Origin of the sequence: Roseicyclus sediminis, from assembly GCF_025515305.1 — a bacterium.
Taxonomy (GTDB): domain Bacteria; phylum Pseudomonadota; class Alphaproteobacteria; order Rhodobacterales; family Rhodobacteraceae; genus Roseibacterium; species Roseibacterium sediminis.
The window spans coordinates 21,507-38,805 of the sequence record NZ_JAOPHT010000024.1 but is presented as its reverse complement, the minus strand read 5'-3'; the positions used below and the strand labels follow the sequence as shown (position 1 = coordinate 38,805).

Sequence of the window (17,299 nt, the reverse complement as noted above, 5' to 3'; positions counted from 1 at the left end):
CGAATCTGCGGCCCAGGGGCGTCGACTCGGGCGCCTGGAGCTCAGGCCGAGGCCGAAACCTCGGCTCGCGCGTTCAGGTGTCCGGCCGCCCATGCGGACACGAGAACCATGATCGCCGCCGTGCCGAGCGTCAGGGCAAGTCCCCCCACCTGGTAGGTGAGCCCCGACAGAAGCGTTCCCATCAGCCGCCCCCCTGCGTTCGCCATGTAGTAGAAGCCCACATCCATCGTCACCCGCTCGGCCCGCGTGAAGGCGAGGATCAGGTAGGAGTGGAGCGAGGAATTCACCGCGAAGAGCCCACCGAAGCAGAGCAATCCCGCCACCAGCAGCGTGGTGAGCCAGGATGCGGGGCCGCCGGCGAGTAGAATCGCCGCCGCCAGGACGGCGGGCACCGCCGCGAGGGCCAGCGCCCAGCCACGTGCCGCCGCGATGAGTTCCGCCTGCGGACGGCGCGCCGCCCCGAGCAGCCGCGGCGCCGCCGCCTGCACGCCGCCGTAGAGGATGATCCAGCCCGCCATGAAGGTGCCGATCAGGAAGAAGGCCGCGCGGTTGCCTTCGGTCGTGCCATCCGAAAGGACCGCGTAGAAGTAGACCGGGATGCCGACGACGAACCACACGTCGCGGGCGCCGAACAGGAACACCCGGGCGGCGCTCAGCCAGTTGACGTTGGAGGATCGCGAAAAGACCTCGGTGAACTTCGCGCCCTTGCGCCCGGAGGGCAGCCCCGCGGGCATTGCCACGAGGACCGCCAGCAGGATCACGGCGAGAACCGCGGCCATGCCCAGCACCGAGGCCGTGAACCCCGCCGTGGCCAGCAGGGCGGCACCGAGGAGAAAGCCCAGCCCCTTGACCGCGTTCTTCGACCCCGTGAGCCACGCAACCCAGCGGAAGAGCCCGTCGCCCTCGGTCGGCGCCAGAAGCTTGACCGCCGACTTCGAGGACATCTTGGCCAGGTCCTTGGCCACGCCCGACGCGCCCTGCACCAGCATGACGTAGGCGACGGAGACCCCGATGGCCCAGGACGGGTCGAGCCGCGCCAGCGCGAGAAGCGCCAGCACCTGTAACCCGAGCCCGACGTATAGCGTCCGTGTCAGGCCGAACCTTGCCGCGATCCAGCCCGCCGCGAGGTTCGTGACCATGCCCGCGATCTCGTAGAGCACGAAGAGATAGGCGAGCTGCACCGGCGAGAAGCCGAGCGTGTGGAAATGCAGCAGCACCAGCATCCGCAGCGCGCCGTCGGTGAGCATGAAGGCCCAGTAGGATGCGGTGACCGCGATATAGGCCGACAGACCGTCTGGACGGCTTGGGGTGCTCACACCGAGGCCCCGACCATCAGCGCGACATCGACAAGGCGGTGGGCATAGCCCATCTCGTTGTCGTACCAGGCGTAGACCTTCAGCTGGGTTCCGTTGACGACCATCGTGGACGGGCCGTCGACGATCGAGGACCGCGTGTCGTTGGTGTAGTCGGCCGAGACGAGCGGTCGGTCCTCGTAGCCGAGAATGCCCTTAAGCGGCCCCTCGGCAGCGGCGCGGAACAGTGCGTTGACCTCCGTCGCGGTCGTCGCCCGCTCCAGCTCGAAGACGCAATCGGTGAGCGAGGCGTTCAGGAGCGGGACGCGCACGGCATGGCCGTTCAGCCGACCCTTGAGCTCGGGGTAGATCAGCGTGATCGCCGTGGCGCTGCCCGTCGTGGTCGGAATGAGCGAATTCAGCGCCGAGCGGGCGCGGCGCAGGTCCTTTGCGGGCCGGTCCACGATGGTCTGGGTATTCGTCACGTCATGGATCGTCGTGATCGAGCCGTGGCGAATTCCGAGGTTCTCGTGAACCACCTTCACCACCGGGGCGAGGCAGTTCGTCGTGCAGGACGCCGCCGTCACGATCCGGTGCCGCGCGGGGTCGTACGTGCCCTCGTTGACCCCGTAGACGATGTTCGCGGCCGGTCCGTCCTTCACCGGGGCGCTGACCACGACCTTCTTCACGCCCGCTTCGAAATAGGGGGCGAGCTTCGCCTCGGACTTGAAGACGCCAGTGCAGTCGATCACCACGTCGACGCCATCCAGCGGAAGCGCGCCGGGATCCTTCGCACCGATGAACGGCAGACGCGTGTCGTCGATCGTGACGCTGTCCGCATCGCTGGAGAAGTGCGCCGGCCAGCGCCCGTGCACCGTGTCGAACTCCAGCAGATGCGCGTGCATCTCCGGATCGCCGACCGCATCGTTGATCCAGGCGACCTTCGCCCCACGCTGCAGAAGCGGCCTGAGCGCGAGCTTTCCGATCCGGCCCAGCCCGTTCAGCGCGTAGACGGTCATTCCGTGCTCTCCTTCGTGCGGCCCAGAGCGTCGACAGCGCCCTGCAGCGACAGCGCGTCAAGTTCACGGAGCGGCAGGGCTACGAAGGCCGCGATCCGGTTGCGCAAAGCGCCGTAGACCTCCTGGAAGGCCAGTGCGCGCTCGGCCTCCGTCCCCTCGGCCCGCACCGGGTCGGGCATGCCCCAGTGGCCGCTGACGGGCTGACCGCGCCAGGGCGGGCAATCCTCGTTCGCGGCACGATTGCAGACGGTGAAGACGAAGTCGAAAGGCACCGCATCCGGCCCCTGGTACTCCGCGACGTTCTTGGCCCGGAGGCTCGACACGTCGTGGCCCTTGTCTTGCAGCACCCGCACCGCGAAGGGATGCAACTCGGACCGCGGCCTTGTCCCGGCCGAATGCACCTCGAAGCGGTCTCCGCCCAGATCGCGAAGGAGACACTCGGCAAAGATGGAACGGGCCGAGTTGCCGGTGCAGACGAAGAGCACCCGGAACGGTCTGTCGGTCATGCCACTTTCTCCCAAAGCCGGAAGCTGACCCGATGGCGGGCACAGGTCCGGTCGACCGCGGCAGCATTCCAGCAGAAGGTAGTCGAAGGTCCCGCGCACGGCCGACATGTCGGGCGCATAGAGCAGCGAGGTTCCGGCCCGTTCCTGCGTCACCAGCCCCACCTGCATCAGCGCGGCGAGATAGGCCGAAAGCGTACTGGCCTTGAGCGCGAGCGCCTCGGCGATCTCGCCCGCCGGAAGCCGGTCGGGATAGCGCCGGATAAGCAACCTCAGGATGGCGAGGCGCTGTGGATGGCCAAGGATGGCGAGCCGGCTGGATATGACTGATTCCATATTTCACGAATAACGGAAATATGTAACAGAATAAAGACAGCCTGCCCCGGCCTGGCCCGGAAACGCTCAGAAATCGAAGATGTCGTCGAGGAAGGAGCCGCGCCGCTTCTTGCGGTATCCGCCGTTGTCGTCGTCGTAGCCCCGATGCGGCGCAGGCGCGGCCGGAGCCACAGGCGCAGCCGACACCGCGGGCGCCGAACGCTCGATGATCTTGTCGAGTTCACCCCGATCGAGCCAGACCCCCCGGCATTCGGGGCAATAGTCGATCTCGACCCCCTGCCGGTCCGCCATGACCAGGGTGCTTCCGTCCACGGGGCATTTCATTTCTGCATCTCCAAGGGTCATGCGGTTGCTTCGATGCACATAGGGCTGCCCGGCTCCGCCGCAACGGACTTCGGGAAAACCTATGGCGCGCCACCCTCTTCGGAAATGGCACGAGAGATCTGCGCAGCCCATTCGCCGATGATGGGAATGAACGAGATCTGGCTGAGCGACCAGACGATGAGCGACAGAAGAACCGTCGCGCCGATCACGGTGCCGAGGCCCACGGCCATACCGGATGCAAAACGGAGCAGCAGGACACGCGTCACCGACTGGTAGAGAACGAACATCCGGTGCTCGCGCAGCATCGTCAGTTCCTGCCGGAGCGCGCGCACCTCCGCTTCGAGGCCACCCTGCCCCTCGCCGGATCCATCCCGGCCATTGTCGTCGTTGGTGCTGGTCTCACCGGTCAAGGATCACACCGCGTCGTGGGTCGCGAAGACTTCGTACATCACCGGCTCGAAACTCCGACACAGCGCGTTGATCCGGCGATTGCGCGCCCGCATCTCGTCGCTCTTCAGCATGGCCTTGAAGTCGTCGCGGCTCTGCCACTGGCTGTAGTTTGCGACACGCGTCTGGGCGTCGTTCACATGCAAAGCCGCGGCGATGAAGCCCGGCTGTTTCGAGATGAACTCGGAATAGGCCGCGCTCAACTCGTCGATGAGATCGGCACAATTGCCGGGCGAGGTGTCGAAGGTGGTGATCACGGTCTGAAGGCTGGCGTCCCGGGTGATGTGCGGCATGGCTGGCTCCTCCCCGGGGCCAGCCTAGCAACACGGGCGCCTTACGGCCAGACACGACTGTGGCGGACCGCTCCTCAGTATCGCACGTCCGCAGCGGCGCGGGCGGCCTGCTGCAGGCGCATCACTTCCTGCTCCGTGTCGAACCGGTCGTCGATCACGTAGCTTGACACCATGCCCTCGGCCTCCCGGGCGGTGCCCTGGCTCGTCGCCGAAATCAGGGCGATGGCACCAAGGGCGAGCCCCACCGAAAGGGAGGAGAACACGACCCATTCGACACCGAGGGCACCGGTTTCGCTTGCGGCAAAGGCGAGAATTGCGTTGGTCATGAAAAAATCCATCTGGGTCAAATCCGCTGTTTGTGGCGGTGGCCGCCTGACTTGCGGGCCGAAATTGACCGCCTGCGACCACAGCTTTGCCACATTTGGATAGCCGACCCTGCCCCCATCGATCTACCGCCAATCGGGAAACGGTCTGTCTCCCGTTACCGGATCACGCCAGCCAGGGCCGCATCGCCTGGTAGGCCACCGCCGTCACCGCGTTGGCGAGGTTGAGCGAGCGGATATGCCGGCCGGGCATCGGCAGGCGAAAGACGCGGTCGGCGAAGGAGGCAAGAAGGCCCGGCGGCAGGCCGACCGTCTCGCGCCCGAAGACGAGGTAGGCCCCTGCCGGGTAATCGGGGTCGTAGACAGTGCCGGCCGCGCCGTCATCCTCGAAGAGGAAAAGCGCCTCGCGCGGCGGGCGGCGATCGGCGACGAAGGCGTCCCAGTCGTCGTATTCGGCCAGGCGCACGTGTTTCCAGTAATCGAGGCCCGCGCGCCGCACCGTCTTGTCGCTGAGCTCGAACCCGTAGGGCCGGATCAGGATCAGCTCCATCCCGAGCGCCACGCAGGTACGCCCGATGGTGCCGGTATTTCCGGGGATCTCCGGCGCGACGAGAACGATCTTCATGTCCGGAACGGACAGGGCCTCAGGCATTCGGGCGCAGGCCGAAGCCGAAGCCCCTCGCGCGTCCCACGCCGCCGATGCGGGGCCGCGGCCGCGAAAGAACCGTCAGAAGCGCAGAGCGATCCGACGCGTCCAGACGGCCCGCCGCGTAGGCCTCGGCCCAGCCGAGCATCGCCTCGCGATCCTGCGGGCGCAGCCGCATCGCACCCTCGATCAGCAGGCCGAGGTTGCCCGGCAAAGTATACCAGGGGTCCTGTATCTCGCGCACCCGTCCCGGCAGGAGCGAGCCGATACCCCGGATCAGACCAGACTCCGAGAACCTGACAAGCAGACGCCCCATGTCGTCGCGGGAGTAGCCGATCAGCGGCGGGAACGTGTCCAGGTAGACCGCGCCCGCGGTGGCATCGATGGCGAAGTTATGGACGCTGGCATGAAGGCCGATCCGTTCGGGCCGCTGCGCCACGCCGGCCCAGAAGCTGCAGACTGAGTCCGCTGCGCCCTCAAGAAGCTGGAGCGCCGCGCCGAGGCCACGACCGGAGATGAGCGCCGACAGAAGCGCCTCGCGGGGGACGGCGTCCTGAACGACGACAGGCCGGAGAAACCCGTGCTCGTCCAGCAGCAGAAGCCGGGTCGGGGGCACAGGAAGGCCCGCCCGGTCAAGGCAGTCGAGATAGCTTTCGTGACGGCGCACGAGCTGTTCCAGCAGTTCGGGGTCGCGACCCGTCCTGTAGGGCTTGAGCACCTTGGTCGACAGGGGCCCGGACGAGGGACGGAACGGCGCGCTGAAATAGCCCATGCGGTCCGGCTCTCCGGCCCGGGCATCGGCAAGCGCCGCGCGCACCTGTCCTGCGAGTTCGCTCATCGGTGCTTGCCCACGCTCCAGCCGGTGGCTTCCACGAGGCGCGCCTCCCCCTTCGAGATCGGCAGATCCTCGAGCGCGGAGCCCATCGAGTCGTTCCAGCGGTTGAGGTAGCCGAAGAGCGCGACAACCCCCATGATCTCCACGATCGCCTCGGGCGCCCAGTGCGCCTTGAGACGGGCGCCCACCTCCTCGGTCACGGCGTTCGGCACGGCCGTCGCGGCCTGCGCGAAGGCAAGCGCGGCCTTTTCCGCATCCGAGAAATGTTCGCTTGCCTCGAAGTCGAAGACATCGGCCAGCCGCTCTTCGGAGGCGCCGAAGCGTTCGGAGGCAAGGATCATGTGTGCCTGGCAGTAGAGACAGCCCGAAGCGAAGCTGGAGACATAACCCAGGAGGCGTTTGAACTCCGGCGTCACGGAACCGTAGTCGGTCATGACCGCGACGTTGAGATCGGTGAATGCACGCGCGATCGGCGCCCGGTGCGCCATCGTGCGCACGGAATTCGGGATGACACCCAAGGGACCCTTGAAGAACTGCACATGGTCGCGCAGCGCGGGGTCCATCCCCTCTTCGTCGAGTGGATCGACAAGGGCCACTGCGACTCCTCCCCAGGCAGATCTATGGCAGAGTCGGAGGCTGCCCGAGCGGACTTGGCCGCGCAAGATGCCGCAAGCGCCGTTAGCGTTTCGTTAACCATGTCACAGGCATTCTTTTTCAATGCGTTGCGCCGCCGCCACGATTCCCGGGCAGAGGCTCGGGCCGCGGGGCGGCGACCGGGCGGGAAAGGCATGTGCGATCCTGCTTTCGGCGATTCTCTCGTCTTGGGCGGCCGCGAGCGACGCCGGACCATGGGCGCGCGAAGCCGGCGATGTGTTTCTGTCCTTCACCATCTCGGGCGAGGAGGCGCGCGCGGCGCTTCTCGCCGGACGGGTGGAGGCGGAGCCCAACCTCTCCGCATTTGCCGAAATCGGCCTCGGACACAGGCTTACCGGCGGGGCGGAGCTGAGTTGGGGCGATACCTCGCAGATGACCGTGCTGTTCTTGCGTCGGACCCTGACGCCGCCCGACACCGCCTGGCAGGTCGCGCTCGACGCCGGGCTCGGGATGCGGACGGTGGACGGACCGGGATCCGACGCGCTGGTACGGCTCGGCGGCTCCGTCGGGCGCGGCTTCGGCGGCTGGGAAGGCGCGATCGGCGCGTTGCCGTTCGGCCATGCCGGAGGCTGGGCCACGATCGAAGGCGCGGCCTATTTCGACACCGGCGGCACGCTCGCGATCTGGCAGACAGAGGCCACGCTGGGGCTGCGCCTTGCCGACCGTCTGCGCACCATCCTGGCGCTGAAGGCCGAGGAATGGCCCGGGGCCGACCCGATCGTGACCGTGCGGCCATCGGTGGTGCTGGACCTGCGCGAAGGGACGTCCCTTCAGGCAGGACTTCACGCAGGGATCGAGGGCAGCGACACCGTGGGCCTGTCACTCTCCCTCTGGCAGGAGTTCTAGCGACCCGCTCACCCCCCATGCTAACCTCGCGCATGGCCGAGAAAACGACCGATCCGATCCGCCCCACCGACGAGGAGGCCCGCGCACTCGCACGTGGCCTGATCGCGGGGGCACGCCACGCCGCGCTCGGCGTGATCGACCCCGAGACGGGATCGCCGATTGTCACGCGCATCGCGGTGGTGCCGGGACGGGATGGCGTGCCCCTGACGCTCGTCTCGACGCTTTCGAACCACACCGCTGCGCTCGAGGCGAACCGGGCCTGCTCGCTCCTGTTCGGCGAGCCCGGCGCGAAGGGCGATCCGCTGACCCATCCCCGCCTGACCCTGCAGGCCCGGGCGGAGGCCGCCGACAAGACCGCGCTGAAGGCGCATTACCTCGGGCACTACCCCAAGGCGCAGCTCTACTACGATTTCGGGGATTTCCGTCTTCTGCGCCTCGCCCCCGTCGCGGCATTCCTCAACGGCGGCTTCGGCAAGGCCTACCGCCTGACACCCGAGGATCTGCGGCCTACCAGTGCAGGGTCCCCGCCGCCCCCTTGATCCGCCCGGTCAGGTTCGGCGTCACCCATCCTCCGTAGAAATCGCCGGGCTGCGGCTGCACCCGGATATCGCCGACCCAGGCCTCGTCGACGGACCCTGCGTAGAACGACAGGTGGTCCTTCAGCGCGGCATAGCGGGCCACCGGCGCGGGATAGCACCAGGCCGCGTTCCGCGAACGGCGTCCATCGAGGACGATGTCGAAATAGGACGCCCTGCCCTTCCACTCGCAGAACGTCTCGCGCGATGTCGGCACCAGCGTGGCCATCAGCACGTCCTCGGGCGGGATGTAGTAGGAGGGCGCATGGTGCGTCTCGAGAATGCGCAGTCCGCGCGTCGTGTCGGCGATGATGACCCCGCCGAAAATGACCCGCAGGCGCTCGGAGACCGGTTCGAGCGCCGGCGGGCGCGGGTAGTCCTGGACATTCTCGAGCGGAAGCGCAGTCATCGGGTCGGCCCCTAGGGTTGGTTGCCGCCGTCAGCTAGCGCGGCAGGGGCCACAGGGAAACCCCCGCCTTGCGGCGGGGGTGTCAGAGGCTCGTGGAACCTGCGCGGAAATCGGGCCGGACCGGCGCATCAGGTGTCGCAGCGCGCGGTCAGGTGCACGGCGCCCCGGACCGGCTCGGACCATGTCAGCTCGATCGCCTGCCGGGTGGCCCCGGCCCGGGTCAGGGCGTAGGGCATGGTGAACACCGGCGCGTCGGCCGCGTTCCGCACCGCCCCGTCCGGCAACACCGAGAGCGCGGCCACCGCCTCGCAGCCGAAGGGAAGCGCATCCGAGAGGTCGATATCCCAGACCGTGGTTGCCGTGTTCTCGACCGCGCGGCGGATGACCGGGTTTTCCGTCCGCTTGGTCACCCCGTGGAACGTGTTTCCCTGGAACAGCACGTCGTTGGCCCGCGTGAGGTCGAGGGGCGCGATGGAGGCGTCCACCCCCTCCACGGCCTCCAGCGGCGGTCCGTTCGTCTCCTTGAAGAGGTTGTCGCAGACGGACACGCCATTGAGGTAGTGGTCCGGCCCGTAGGGCTTCACCATCAGGAACTTCATGAAGGGCGAGGCGTTCGAGGCGAAGAAGAGGTTGGCGTTCACCCTCAGCCCGTGGAAGCTGAACTCGCTGACCATCGCGGGCTCGGCGTCGTGCTCGTTGCCCCATTCGACGAAGCAGTTGTCGATGTAGTTCCCGCTCAGCGTCGTGCGTGCATTGGTCCGGGTGAAGATCAGCCCGGCCGAACGCAGGCCGTTCGTCTCGCCGTCGCCCTGGAACAGGTGGTTGCCGGACAGGATGTTGCCGGCGCCGCCCATCACGCCGAAATGGAGAAAGCGGACCGCCCGGTTGTCGCGCACCTTGATGTCCGAGGCATTGGCATTGAAGCCGATGGAGGCGCGATCCTGCACCCGCAGCGGTTGTTCGTTCGACAGGAACTGGCAGCGGTCGATCTGCATTCCCTGGCAGCCGGTGCCGGACGATGTGATGCCACGGTCCTTCGGCCCGGTGAAGAAGCAGTCCTGCACCTGGAATATCAGGCCGTCCACCGGCAGCATCAGCGCCGAACACCGGCCGGCGCAGAGAAACTCGATATCCGAGACGACGAAGCGTTGCAGGTTCAGGAAGCCCGAGAAGTCGAGCAGGTAGCGGAACCGCGTGAAGGTATATTCCTGCTGCGAAGGCGCCCCCCAGGGCGGCGCCGAAAGCGTGATCCGTCCCTGCGCCGCGTTCACGGAGGTGACATAGACCTCGCGCCCCACGCCCTGCGGTGCTGTCACCAGCGCGCCGACCGGGATGGTGGCCGCGTTCACCACGCCGGACAATTCGTTCGGCGCGGCGGCCGACCAGGTGCCGTTGCGAACATGCACCTCGTCATCCCAGCCCGTGCTGTCACCGGCCGAAAGCTGACCGTTCCGGATGACGCGACGGTTCGCATAGGTGGTCTTGTTGCCCACGACCGCCTGCACGTCGACCGGTTCGGTCAGGATCACGCGCCGCCCGCAGAGGTCGAAGGCCTCGAACTCGGACTGGTTGAAGAGGACCTGCAGCCCCTTCCTCAGTCCCGCGACGTCATCGCCGAAGGCCTCGGCATAACCGTCGAGGTCGTAGTTCTGCAGAAGCGAGAGACGCGCGAAATCCGGCATGACGAGACGGCCTTCGAACCGAACCGGGGCCGTCATCGTCAGGTGGTCGCCGATCAGGTAGTCGCCTGCCGGGACCAGCACCTCGCGCCCCGCCGCGGCGGCATCGGCGGCGAGGAAGGCGGCGCGGTCATCGGTGATGCCGTCGCCGACCGCACCGAAATCGAGGACATCGACCCAGTCCATCATCTTGCGGTGGAAGACATGGGTGACGTCCTCGATCCGGATGCTCTCGATGCGCACCTGGCCCGAGTTCGGCCCCGTCAGATCCAGACCAAAATGCCCGTAGGCCGCGCCGGGCCAGGCCATGTCCACGCCCGTCCGACCGCCGGTGCCGACGATGGCCGAGACGGTGACGACCTCGCCGTAGCCAGAGGGCGTGGCCACGGGCCCCATGAGCGTCAGCCCCGGCACGGCGGCACCGCCCGCGTCCCCTGCCCAACCCGCGACACGCAGGGTTGGCAGGTTGCCGGACAGGACCTTCACCCGTGCCGAAACGCGAAAGTACATGCCCGGAAGGACGGGTGTCTGCCCCATGTGACGCAATTGCGTGACGCTGTCGGTCTTCACGATTTCGAGGCAGGCGCCGAAATCGGCATCGGCGGGGACAAGCGCGGCGTTCGCCGCCGTGGCCCAGGTGTCGCTCCCCGGCAGGCCGTCCTGCCGTGACCAGACCGAAAGCCCCTCGGAAAAGGCGGGCGGCATCAGCGCCAGACCGTCCGTGATCACCTGGTTCATGTTGTATCCCCTAGCGGCGTGGCCGACGGGGCAAGCAAGGCGCGCCCCGGTCAAGGCCACCTCGATTGTGCATGCGATGTCTGAAAGAGGATCCGCCGGCGACGGCGGACCCTTTTGCGGTTCTAGTGCGGAGCGGTTAACGCCGGGTTAAGCGGCCGGGCCTCAAGCCCCGACCTGCGGCGCGCGCAGGACCTGCACGCCGTTGATCCGCCAGCCTTCGCCCGTTTCGATCATCTGGTAGCCGAGGTAATGGGCGGTACCGGCCTGATCGATCACTTCGACCCGCTGCACGAGGATGCCGCCAAGCGACTGCAGGTCGATGAACTCCACCCGCCCGGGCGTCCAGACCATCGGATACCCCTGCTCGACCATGCGGCCGAAATTCTCGGGGCTGCCGAAAAGGCTCTGGATGTTGGGGCTGGCATATTGCCAGGCCTCGCCGACGTCGCGATCGAGGAAAGCGTCGAACTGGTTCTGGATGGTGGTCTCGATGGCGGGGTTCGGGGCAAGCCGTTCCTGCGCGGAGGCAAGGGGAACGGTCAGAACGAGGGCCAGGCAGGCGATGAGAACGCGCAGCATTCCGGGGTCTCCTGTGTCGCGACGGTGTCCTGAAATGCCGAGATAGCGCGGCACGGCGCGGTTTCACGCCCATCATGGATCGAGGAAGGAAAACGCCCTTCTGAGTTCCTCGGCACCGTTCCGGGCATACCAGCGCCCGTGGGACAGGATCACCCGCTCGGGTGCCCACCCGATCATCCGCCGGACGGCGTCGGCAAGCGCCGCCTTGTCGAAGGTCAGCCGCATGTCGCGCGGCATCGATCCATCGGGGTCCTGGTTGCCCGCGACCCAGGTCGTCAGCCGAAGGTGCCAGGGAAGCTTGTGCGGCTCGAAGTTCTCGATCAGGTCGGTCAGGATCAGAGTGCGGCTGGACGTGTGGAAGAACACGGCCTCGCGGTGGATGCGACTTCCGGGAACGATCATCTGGACGAGATCGTCGGCCCAAGCGTCGGGCGCGGCATCCTGCAGCCCGTGGTCGACGCGAAGGCGCACGCCCCGGCCCTTCGCGCGCTCCGCGACACCGGGGGCGGCCCATGTCTCGGCGGCCGGAACGGCATCGGCCCAATCCTGCACATAGGCGTAGTGCAGCCAGTTCGGCGCGATCAGGTGGCGGACCGGGCCCAGCGCCTGCACCTCGTCCAGAAGAGCGGCCGAGAAGGCGATCGGCGAATGCAGCCACAGGGCGCCGGACGACAGCCGGACCACGGTCATCCGGGTCGGAAAGGGCATCCGGTAGAGGTCGATCTCGGGGCCATCGACGATCCAGACGTCACCGGCCACGGGCTTGAGCGTGAAGAGCGGCGGATATGTCCCCTCCGCCGCCATGCGCTCAGTCGGCGAGCCGCCCCGCAAGACCGTCGGCGATCAGCGCCTTCGTCTCGTCGATCCCGTAAAGCGCGATGAACCCGCCGAAGCGCGGGCCCTGGCTTGCGCCCATCAGCACCTCGTAGAGCGCCGAGAACCAGGCGCGCAGAGGCTCGAACCCGTGGATCTTGCCGACCGCGAAGACGATGGACTGCAGGAACTCGTCGTCATGCCAGTCGACCTCGGGCAAGGGCATGTCCTTGCCTTCCTGTGCGTTCTTGCGGGCGATCACGTCGAGCGCCTTCTCGGCATCCCCGAGGCAGGCCGAAAGCTCTTCCATCGCGGCGCGTTCCTGGTCGGTCGGCGCGCGGAAGACCTTCGTGGGCTTCACGAAATCGTTGTAGTAACGCACCGCGAAGCCGGCGGCGGCGTCGAGGTCGGGATGGGTCTCGGGGCTCGCCTCGGGTGCATAGCGGCGGATGAAGCCCCAGAGCGCCTCCTTGTCGTCGGCGTGCGCCACGCTGGCGAGGTTCAGCAGCATCGCGAAGCTCACGATCATCGTGGAGGCCGGAACCTCGCCCGAATGGATGTGGTAGACGGGGTTCGCCAGCTGCTGCTCGAGCGTCTGCTCGGGGTAGGCCCTGAGCTGCTGGTGATACTCGTCCACCGCCTTCGGGATCACGTCGAAATAGAGCCGCTTGGCCGTCTTCGGCTTGCCGAACATGAAGTAGCTGAGGCTCTCGGTCGCGGCATAGCTCAGCCATTCGTCGATCGAGATGCCGTTTCCGGACGACTTGGAAATCTTCTGCCCGTTCTCGTCGAGGAACAGCTCGTAGGTGAAATGCTCGGGCGCGGGCGCACCGAGGATCTCGCAGATCGAATCGTAGATCGGCGTATTCGTCGAATGGTCCTTGCCGTACATCTCGAAATCGACGCCGAGCGCCGCCCAGCGCGCGCCGAAGTCGGGCTTCCACTGAAGCTTGCACTGGCCGCCCGTGACGGGGACGGTCCATTCGCGGCCGGTCTCGTCGTCGAAGGTGACGGTGCCCTCCTTCGCGTCGACATGCTTGATCGGCACGTAGAGGACGCGCCCCGTCTCGGGATGGAGCGGCAGGAAGATCGAATAGGTCTGCTGCCGTTCCTCGCGCAGCGACTTCAGCATCACCTCCATCAGCGCGTCGTAGCGTTCGGCGGCACACAGGAGGATCTCGTCGAACTGGCCCGAGGTGTAGAACTCGGTCGCGGAATAGAACTCGTACTCGAACCCGAAGGTATCGAGGAACCGGCGCAGCATCGCGTTGTTGTGGTGTCCGAAACTCTCGAACTCGCCGAAGGGGTCGGGCACGCGCGTGAGCGGCTTCTGAAGGTGTTCGCGCAGCGCCTCCTGGTTGGGAACGTTGCCCGGCACCTTCCGCATCCCGTCCATGTCGTCGGAAAAGCAGATTAGCCGCGTGGGGATGTCCGAGATCACCTCGAAGGCGCGTCGGATCATCGTGGTGCGCAGGACCTCGCCGAAGGTGCCGATATGCGGCAGGCCGGAGGGGCCATATCCCGTCTCGAACAGGACGTGTCCCTTTTCGGGCGGCGCCTTCTCGTAGCGTTTGAGCAGGCGGCGCGCCTCTTCGAAAGGCCAGGCCTTCGAGGTCATCGCGGCATCGCGCAGCTCGGTCATGTCGTCCATCCTCGGTGGGGTCCGCCGGACCCGCTGCCCGGCGCGCACCCGCACCTATTGCTCCGGCCCCCCGCCGTCAATAAATACCGCCGTCGTAGCAGCCGGAAGGACAACGACGATGCAGGACCACACTCTCAGCCCGGAAGACGCACTCGTGGCGATCATGGTCGCCGTGTCCGTCTCGGACGAGTCGATCCGCACGGCGGAGCTCGTGAAGATCGAGCAGATCGTGAACAACCTGCCGGTCTTCGCCACCTATGACGCAGACCGGATGCGCGCGATGGCGCAGACGGTGTTCGAGCTTTTCGAGGACGAGGACGGGCTCGACGCGCTTTTCGGGCTTGTGCGCGAGGCGCTGCCCGAGCGGCTGAACGAGACGGCCTATGCCATCGCCTGCGATGTGGCCGCCGCCGATGGCGCGCTGGAGCAGACCGAACTTCGGTTTCTCGAGGAGTTGCGCTACGCGCTCAACATCGACAGGCTGCACGCCGCCGCCATCGAGCGGGGCGCACGGGCGCGGCACCTCACGCTCTGATCAGCGGAACATCGCGGCCCAGCGTTCGATCAGCGCCTGTTGCAGGCGCTTGGCCCGCCTGTTGTAGCTCCGCCCACCCGGTGGACGCTCCATCTCGTCGCGGCTGAGCTGGTCGCGGCGGTCGAGATCGGCGCAGAAGATCGAGAAGGCGAGCGTGCGGTCGGACGGCGTCTGCACGTAGCCCGCCAGCGTCGACACGAAGTTGAGCGTGCCGGTCTTGGCGACGACCTGAAGCGGATGGTTCACGATGGGGGCGCCGTTCGCGTCAAGCATCGCGATATCCCGCATCAGACCGCGCAACATCCCGTTCGGCCCCGCCGCGACCAGCGCGCTGGTCATGTCGTGGGGCCTGATGCGGCTGCCGACCCCGAGGCCCGAATGGTCGATGAACCGCGCCTGCCGTGCGCCGAGACGCTCGCGCATCCAGGCGCTCATCTCCGCACCGCTCTCGGCCAGGGTGGTCGGCCTGACCCCACCGGCCTGGGTCGCGGTCAGGCCGACCACCTCGGCCGTGAGGTTCGTGGACCAGCGCATCATGCCGCGCAGGATTTCGTCGAGCGGCGGGCTCGCGTGCTCGACCAGCACGCGCGCGGTTGCCGGCGCGCTTTCCGACAGAACCGGCGTGCCAAGCGCGATGCCGCGCTCTCGCGCGATCAGGCGGAACACCTCGGCTGCGTAGTCCGAGGGCCGCCGGACCGGAAGCCACCGCCCCCCGCCATCACCCAGCGCGGCACGCGCCACGGTCCATTCGTCGCGCGGCCCGTCGCTGTCGAAGGTGTAGACCGGGTAGTCGCGGTCCTCGACCGTCATCCGCGAAACCGTGACGGACGGCGACAACCGCTCGCCCCGGGCATCCATCCGGATGGTGTAATCCGTCCCCGAAGGCTCCCACTCGAAGAAGACGCGGTTGAAGTTGAGGTTCAGCGCCGAGACGGAAGGGTTGTACCCCGAATGCGGAAGCTGCGCGGGATCGATCTGGTCGATGAAGGGCAGCGCATCGGTCGCGACACGGAAGGAACCGGTCACCTGTGTCAGGCCGATGTCGACCAGCGCGCGGGCGATATCGTCCAGAGTGTCGGTATCCATCAGTGGGTCACCGCCGCCCACCAGCCACAGGTCACCCTCGAGCCGGCCATCGGCCAGCGTCCCGTCGCTGACCAGCGCGGTGCGGAACCGGTAGCCCGGCCCCAGCCGGTCGAGCGCATAGGCTGTCGTTATCGCCTTGGCGACGCTCGCGGGCGGAAGCGGATAAAGCGCTTGGTAAACCTCGAGAATTTCGCCGGTCGCGGCATCGGCCACGGCACACCCGACACGGCCCGGCAGGTTCGCATCGGCGATGGTCTGCGCCAGCGGCTGAATGGCCCGCCGGAACATCCCATCGGGCCTCAGCTGGGGATAGAGCGAGGTCTCCGGCGCACGCGCCCAAGCCCGACCGGCGGTCGCTGACAAGAGCAGGGAAGGCGTTGCTGATATAAATGTGCGCCGGGATAACATTTGCGACTGAACCCATTAAGCCTTCGGGACACTATGCAGACGAAAAGAGTCGTCTCAACCCCCGGGTTTCCCGACGCTACCACTCCCCGCGCGCGCGGATCTCGCTTGACGAGACATCCACCATCGGCACGTTGAGGAACGCCCAGGCCGGCGCCTCGGCATGTGCCAGCGTCCGTGCCGCGCCAGCCGGACGACGGGCGAACCGGTAGATCTGCGCCGCCTTCGCGGTCCGGGCCGAGATACGCTGACCGGGACGCGCGAGCACGCAGATCGGCACGGTGCGCATGATCCGCTCCCAATGCTGCCAGCGGTCGAACTGCGCCAGGTTGTCGGCCCCCATGAGCCAGACGAAACGGACGCCGGGATAAAGGCGGCGCAGTGCCGCGATCGTTTCGGCGGTATACCGGGTGCCGAGCTTGGCCTCGATGTCGGTGACGACGATGCGGGGATGGTGCACGAGCGCGCGCGCGGCCTCCAGCCTTCGCTCCAGCGGTGCAGGACCCCTGTCCTTCAGCGGGTTGCCGGGGCTGACCAGCCACCAGACCCGGTCGAGACCGAGCCGCTTTAGCGCTTCGCGGCTGACATGCAGATGGCCCGCATGCGGCGGATCGAAGGATCCGCCGAAAAGCCCGACGGTCTGGCCGGGCAGCGCAAGGGGCAGTTCGGAACGCAGCACGACGGGGCGGGCCCTTCCTGTGTCACTGGCGCCCGTTCATGGGTCGGTCCGGGGGCCGCTGTCAACGCGGCAGGCGTCCCGGCGCGAGTTGCCGCGCGCCGGGACAAGGCGCTCCCCGTCACATGAACCGCAACGGGTTCATGTCGGGGGGCGCGTGGGACCGCGTGATCCGGTACTTCGGCGGCAGGCCCAGATCCTCGCGCAGGCCGTCGGGAACCTCAGCACCGCTCAGCGGCGGCGGCTTGGCTTGCCGCCGGGGCGCGACGCGCGCGCGGAGTGCCGCTGCCAGGAGAACAAGGGGCTGAAAGAAGATGGTTTTTTGCATTTCTGGCTTTCCTTCTTTTCGAGGGAAAGCCGCCACGGGACGGGAATCGGAAGGCAAGAAAAAAGGCCGCGTCGCGTGGCGGCCTTCGGGAAACGGACAGGTTTCGCGCGCCGCTTAGCGGGTAAGGGGCTTTGCCCCGAGTCGATACGCGCGAATCGTTTTCATGGAACCTTCCTCGTCCGTGTGGGCGCGGGATACCCGCCCACCTCCGTTGCGGGCAACGCTCTCGGGCGGGAGGGGCCAATTCCGACCGAGACCCGCGCTTTCGCGGCCACACCGGGACCGGCAGAGGGGAACCGGCCGCTCCGCAGGGCCT

General features: G+C 67.2%; 21 protein-coding genes. 3 read left to right on the top strand and 18 right to left on the bottom strand.

Annotation, left to right across the window (positions count from 1 at the left end):
- Positions 1 to 41: 41 nt before the first annotated feature.
- The 10 genes from arsJ to N8I71_RS19505 form a co-directional block, all read right to left on the bottom strand.
- Positions 42 to 1,316 carry an organoarsenical effux MFS transporter ArsJ gene (gene arsJ, locus N8I71_RS19550; protein ID WP_262879722.1) on the bottom strand — a complete coding sequence of 425 codons (1,275 nt, stop codon included), beginning with the start codon at positions 1,314 to 1,316 and terminating at the stop codon, positions 42 to 44.
- Entirely contained in the window at positions 1,313 to 2,311 is a 999-nt protein-coding gene (locus N8I71_RS19545; RefSeq protein ID WP_262879721.1) for an ArsJ-associated glyceraldehyde-3-phosphate dehydrogenase, read from the bottom strand. Before N8I71_RS19545 ends, arsJ begins: the two co-directional genes overlap by 4 nt.
- On the bottom strand, positions 2,308 to 3,150 hold the full coding sequence (locus N8I71_RS19540; protein WP_262879720.1) for an arsenate reductase/protein-tyrosine-phosphatase family protein: 843 nt from the start codon (positions 3,148 to 3,150) through the stop codon (positions 2,308 to 2,310). Before N8I71_RS19540 ends, N8I71_RS19545 begins: the two co-directional genes overlap by 4 nt.
- A 66-nt stretch (positions 3,151 to 3,216) precedes the next feature.
- On the bottom strand, positions 3,217 to 3,474 hold the full coding sequence (locus tag N8I71_RS19535) for a TFIIB-type zinc ribbon-containing protein (RefSeq protein WP_262879719.1): 258 nt from the start codon (positions 3,472 to 3,474) through the stop codon (positions 3,217 to 3,219).
- Positions 3,475 to 3,554: 80 nt separating this feature from the next.
- The gene (locus tag N8I71_RS19530; protein ID WP_262879718.1) at positions 3,555 to 3,884 is read right to left on the bottom strand and encodes a DUF5665 domain-containing protein; all 330 of its coding nucleotides are present in this window, start codon (positions 3,882 to 3,884) and stop codon (positions 3,555 to 3,557) included.
- Between the two features lie 3 nt (positions 3,885 to 3,887).
- Positions 3,888 to 4,214, bottom strand: a complete 327-nt coding sequence (locus tag N8I71_RS19525) for an antibiotic biosynthesis monooxygenase family protein (protein ID WP_262879717.1) — start codon at positions 4,212 to 4,214, stop codon at positions 3,888 to 3,890.
- A 74-nt stretch (positions 4,215 to 4,288) separates the two neighbouring features.
- Positions 4,289 to 4,540 (bottom strand): hypothetical protein, encoded by a 252-nt coding sequence (locus tag N8I71_RS19520; protein ID WP_262879716.1) that lies wholly within the window; start codon positions 4,538 to 4,540, stop codon positions 4,289 to 4,291.
- A gap of 163 nt (positions 4,541 to 4,703) precedes the next feature.
- Complete coding sequence (locus tag N8I71_RS19515; RefSeq protein ID WP_262879715.1) at positions 4,704 to 5,162, bottom strand: tRNA (cytidine(34)-2'-O)-methyltransferase; 459 nt, start codon at positions 5,160 to 5,162, stop codon at positions 4,704 to 4,706.
- A gap of 19 nt (positions 5,163 to 5,181) precedes the next feature.
- A complete protein-coding gene (locus tag N8I71_RS19510; RefSeq protein ID WP_262879714.1) occupies positions 5,182 to 6,021 on the bottom strand; it encodes a DUF6206 family protein in 840 nt (279 codons plus the stop codon).
- Entirely contained in the window at positions 6,018 to 6,614 is a 597-nt protein-coding gene (locus N8I71_RS19505) for a carboxymuconolactone decarboxylase family protein (protein ID WP_262879713.1), read from the bottom strand. The genes N8I71_RS19510 and N8I71_RS19505 overlap by 4 nt, the downstream gene beginning before the upstream one ends.
- A gap of 274 nt (positions 6,615 to 6,888) precedes the next feature.
- On the opposite strand from N8I71_RS19505, the gene N8I71_RS19500 reads away from it, so the two are divergent.
- Together N8I71_RS19500 and N8I71_RS19495 are read left to right on the top strand one after the other, a co-directional pair.
- Positions 6,889 to 7,518: a hypothetical protein gene (locus N8I71_RS19500; protein WP_262879712.1), complete on the top strand. Its 630-nt coding sequence runs from the start codon at positions 6,889 to 6,891 to the stop codon at positions 7,516 to 7,518.
- Positions 7,519 to 7,550: 32 nt separating this feature from the next.
- A complete protein-coding gene (locus tag N8I71_RS19495; protein WP_262879711.1) occupies positions 7,551 to 8,057 on the top strand; it encodes a HugZ family pyridoxamine 5'-phosphate oxidase in 507 nt (168 codons plus the stop codon).
- On the opposite strand, the gene N8I71_RS19490 is transcribed toward N8I71_RS19495, so the two are convergent.
- The 5 genes from N8I71_RS19490 to N8I71_RS19470 form a co-directional block, all read right to left on the bottom strand.
- Complete coding sequence (locus tag N8I71_RS19490) at positions 8,026 to 8,502, bottom strand: DUF427 domain-containing protein (RefSeq protein WP_262879710.1); 477 nt, start codon at positions 8,500 to 8,502, stop codon at positions 8,026 to 8,028. The genes N8I71_RS19495 and N8I71_RS19490 overlap by 32 nt on opposite strands.
- Before the next feature lie 128 nt (positions 8,503 to 8,630).
- Positions 8,631 to 10,919 carry a glycosyl hydrolase family 28-related protein gene (locus N8I71_RS19485; protein WP_262879709.1) on the bottom strand — a complete coding sequence of 763 codons (2,289 nt, stop codon included), beginning with the start codon at positions 10,917 to 10,919 and terminating at the stop codon, positions 8,631 to 8,633.
- A 162-nt stretch (positions 10,920 to 11,081) separates the two neighbouring features.
- On the bottom strand, positions 11,082 to 11,498 hold the full coding sequence (locus tag N8I71_RS19480; protein ID WP_262879708.1) for a DUF4864 domain-containing protein: 417 nt from the start codon (positions 11,496 to 11,498) through the stop codon (positions 11,082 to 11,084).
- 72 nt (positions 11,499 to 11,570) lie between these two features.
- Positions 11,571 to 12,302, bottom strand: a complete 732-nt coding sequence (locus N8I71_RS19475; RefSeq protein WP_262879707.1) for a DUF4336 domain-containing protein — start codon at positions 12,300 to 12,302, stop codon at positions 11,571 to 11,573.
- Between the two features lie 4 nt (positions 12,303 to 12,306).
- Positions 12,307 to 13,953 carry a lysine--tRNA ligase gene (locus N8I71_RS19470; RefSeq protein WP_262879706.1) on the bottom strand — a complete coding sequence of 549 codons (1,647 nt, stop codon included), beginning with the start codon at positions 13,951 to 13,953 and terminating at the stop codon, positions 12,307 to 12,309.
- A 118-nt stretch (positions 13,954 to 14,071) separates the two neighbouring features.
- Between N8I71_RS19470 and N8I71_RS19465 the strand changes: the two genes are divergently transcribed.
- Positions 14,072 to 14,488 (top strand): tellurite resistance TerB family protein, encoded by a 417-nt coding sequence (locus tag N8I71_RS19465; protein ID WP_262879705.1) that lies wholly within the window; start codon positions 14,072 to 14,074, stop codon positions 14,486 to 14,488.
- Here the strand turns inward: N8I71_RS19465 and dacB are convergent, their stop codons facing one another.
- The 3 genes from dacB to N8I71_RS19450 all read right to left on the bottom strand — a co-directional run bounded on the left by dacB (position 14,489) and on the right by N8I71_RS19450 (position 16,983).
- Positions 14,489 to 15,862: a D-alanyl-D-alanine carboxypeptidase/D-alanyl-D-alanine endopeptidase gene (gene dacB, locus N8I71_RS19460; protein WP_262879704.1), complete on the bottom strand. Its 1,374-nt coding sequence runs from the start codon at positions 15,860 to 15,862 to the stop codon at positions 14,489 to 14,491.
- 196 nt (positions 15,863 to 16,058) lie between these two features.
- Entirely contained in the window at positions 16,059 to 16,655 is a 597-nt protein-coding gene (locus N8I71_RS19455) for a nicotinate-nucleotide adenylyltransferase (protein WP_262879737.1), read from the bottom strand.
- A gap of 121 nt (positions 16,656 to 16,776) precedes the next feature.
- Positions 16,777 to 16,983: a hypothetical protein gene (locus N8I71_RS19450; protein ID WP_262879703.1), complete on the bottom strand. Its 207-nt coding sequence runs from the start codon at positions 16,981 to 16,983 to the stop codon at positions 16,777 to 16,779.
- Between the last annotated feature and the right edge of the window lie 316 nt (positions 16,984 to 17,299).

What these genes read in the sequence shown, in the direction of transcription:
- N8I71_RS19540 (WP_262879720.1), bottom strand. Translation starts at nt 3,150, where the DNA reads ATGGAATCAGTCATATCCAGCCGGCTCGCCATCCTTGGCCATCCACAG.
- N8I71_RS19535 (WP_262879719.1), bottom strand. Translation starts at nt 3,474, where the DNA reads ATGAAATGCCCCGTGGACGGAAGCACCCTGGTCATGGCGGACCGGCAG.
- dacB (WP_262879704.1), bottom strand. Translation starts at nt 15,862, where the DNA reads ATGTTCCGGCGGGCCATTCAGCCGCTGGCGCAGACCATCGCCGATGCG.
- N8I71_RS19495 (WP_262879711.1), top strand. Translation starts at nt 7,551, where the DNA reads ATGGCCGAGAAAACGACCGATCCGATCCGCCCCACCGACGAGGAGGCC.
- N8I71_RS19490 (WP_262879710.1), bottom strand. Translation starts at nt 8,502, where the DNA reads ATGACTGCGCTTCCGCTCGAGAATGTCCAGGACTACCCGCGCCCGCCG.
- N8I71_RS19515 (WP_262879715.1), bottom strand. Translation starts at nt 5,162, where the DNA reads ATGAAGATCGTTCTCGTCGCGCCGGAGATCCCCGGAAATACCGGCACC.
- N8I71_RS19520 (WP_262879716.1), bottom strand. Translation starts at nt 4,540, where the DNA reads ATGACCAACGCAATTCTCGCCTTTGCCGCAAGCGAAACCGGTGCCCTC.
- N8I71_RS19545 (WP_262879721.1), bottom strand. Translation starts at nt 2,311, where the DNA reads ATGACCGTCTACGCGCTGAACGGGCTGGGCCGGATCGGAAAGCTCGCG.
- N8I71_RS19510 (WP_262879714.1), bottom strand. Translation starts at nt 6,021, where the DNA reads ATGAGCGAACTCGCAGGACAGGTGCGCGCGGCGCTTGCCGATGCCCGG.
- N8I71_RS19480 (WP_262879708.1), bottom strand. Translation starts at nt 11,498, where the DNA reads ATGCTGCGCGTTCTCATCGCCTGCCTGGCCCTCGTTCTGACCGTTCCC.
- N8I71_RS19465 (WP_262879705.1), top strand. Translation starts at nt 14,072, where the DNA reads ATGCAGGACCACACTCTCAGCCCGGAAGACGCACTCGTGGCGATCATG.
- N8I71_RS19450 (WP_262879703.1), bottom strand. Translation starts at nt 16,983, where the DNA reads ATGCAAAAAACCATCTTCTTTCAGCCCCTTGTTCTCCTGGCAGCGGCA.
- N8I71_RS19475 (WP_262879707.1), bottom strand. Translation starts at nt 12,302, where the DNA reads ATGGCGGCGGAGGGGACATATCCGCCGCTCTTCACGCTCAAGCCCGTG.
- N8I71_RS19470 (WP_262879706.1), bottom strand. Translation starts at nt 13,953, where the DNA reads ATGACCGAGCTGCGCGATGCCGCGATGACCTCGAAGGCCTGGCCTTTC.
- N8I71_RS19525 (WP_262879717.1), bottom strand. Translation starts at nt 4,214, where the DNA reads ATGCCGCACATCACCCGGGACGCCAGCCTTCAGACCGTGATCACCACC.
- N8I71_RS19485 (WP_262879709.1), bottom strand. Translation starts at nt 10,919, where the DNA reads ATGAACCAGGTGATCACGGACGGTCTGGCGCTGATGCCGCCCGCCTTT.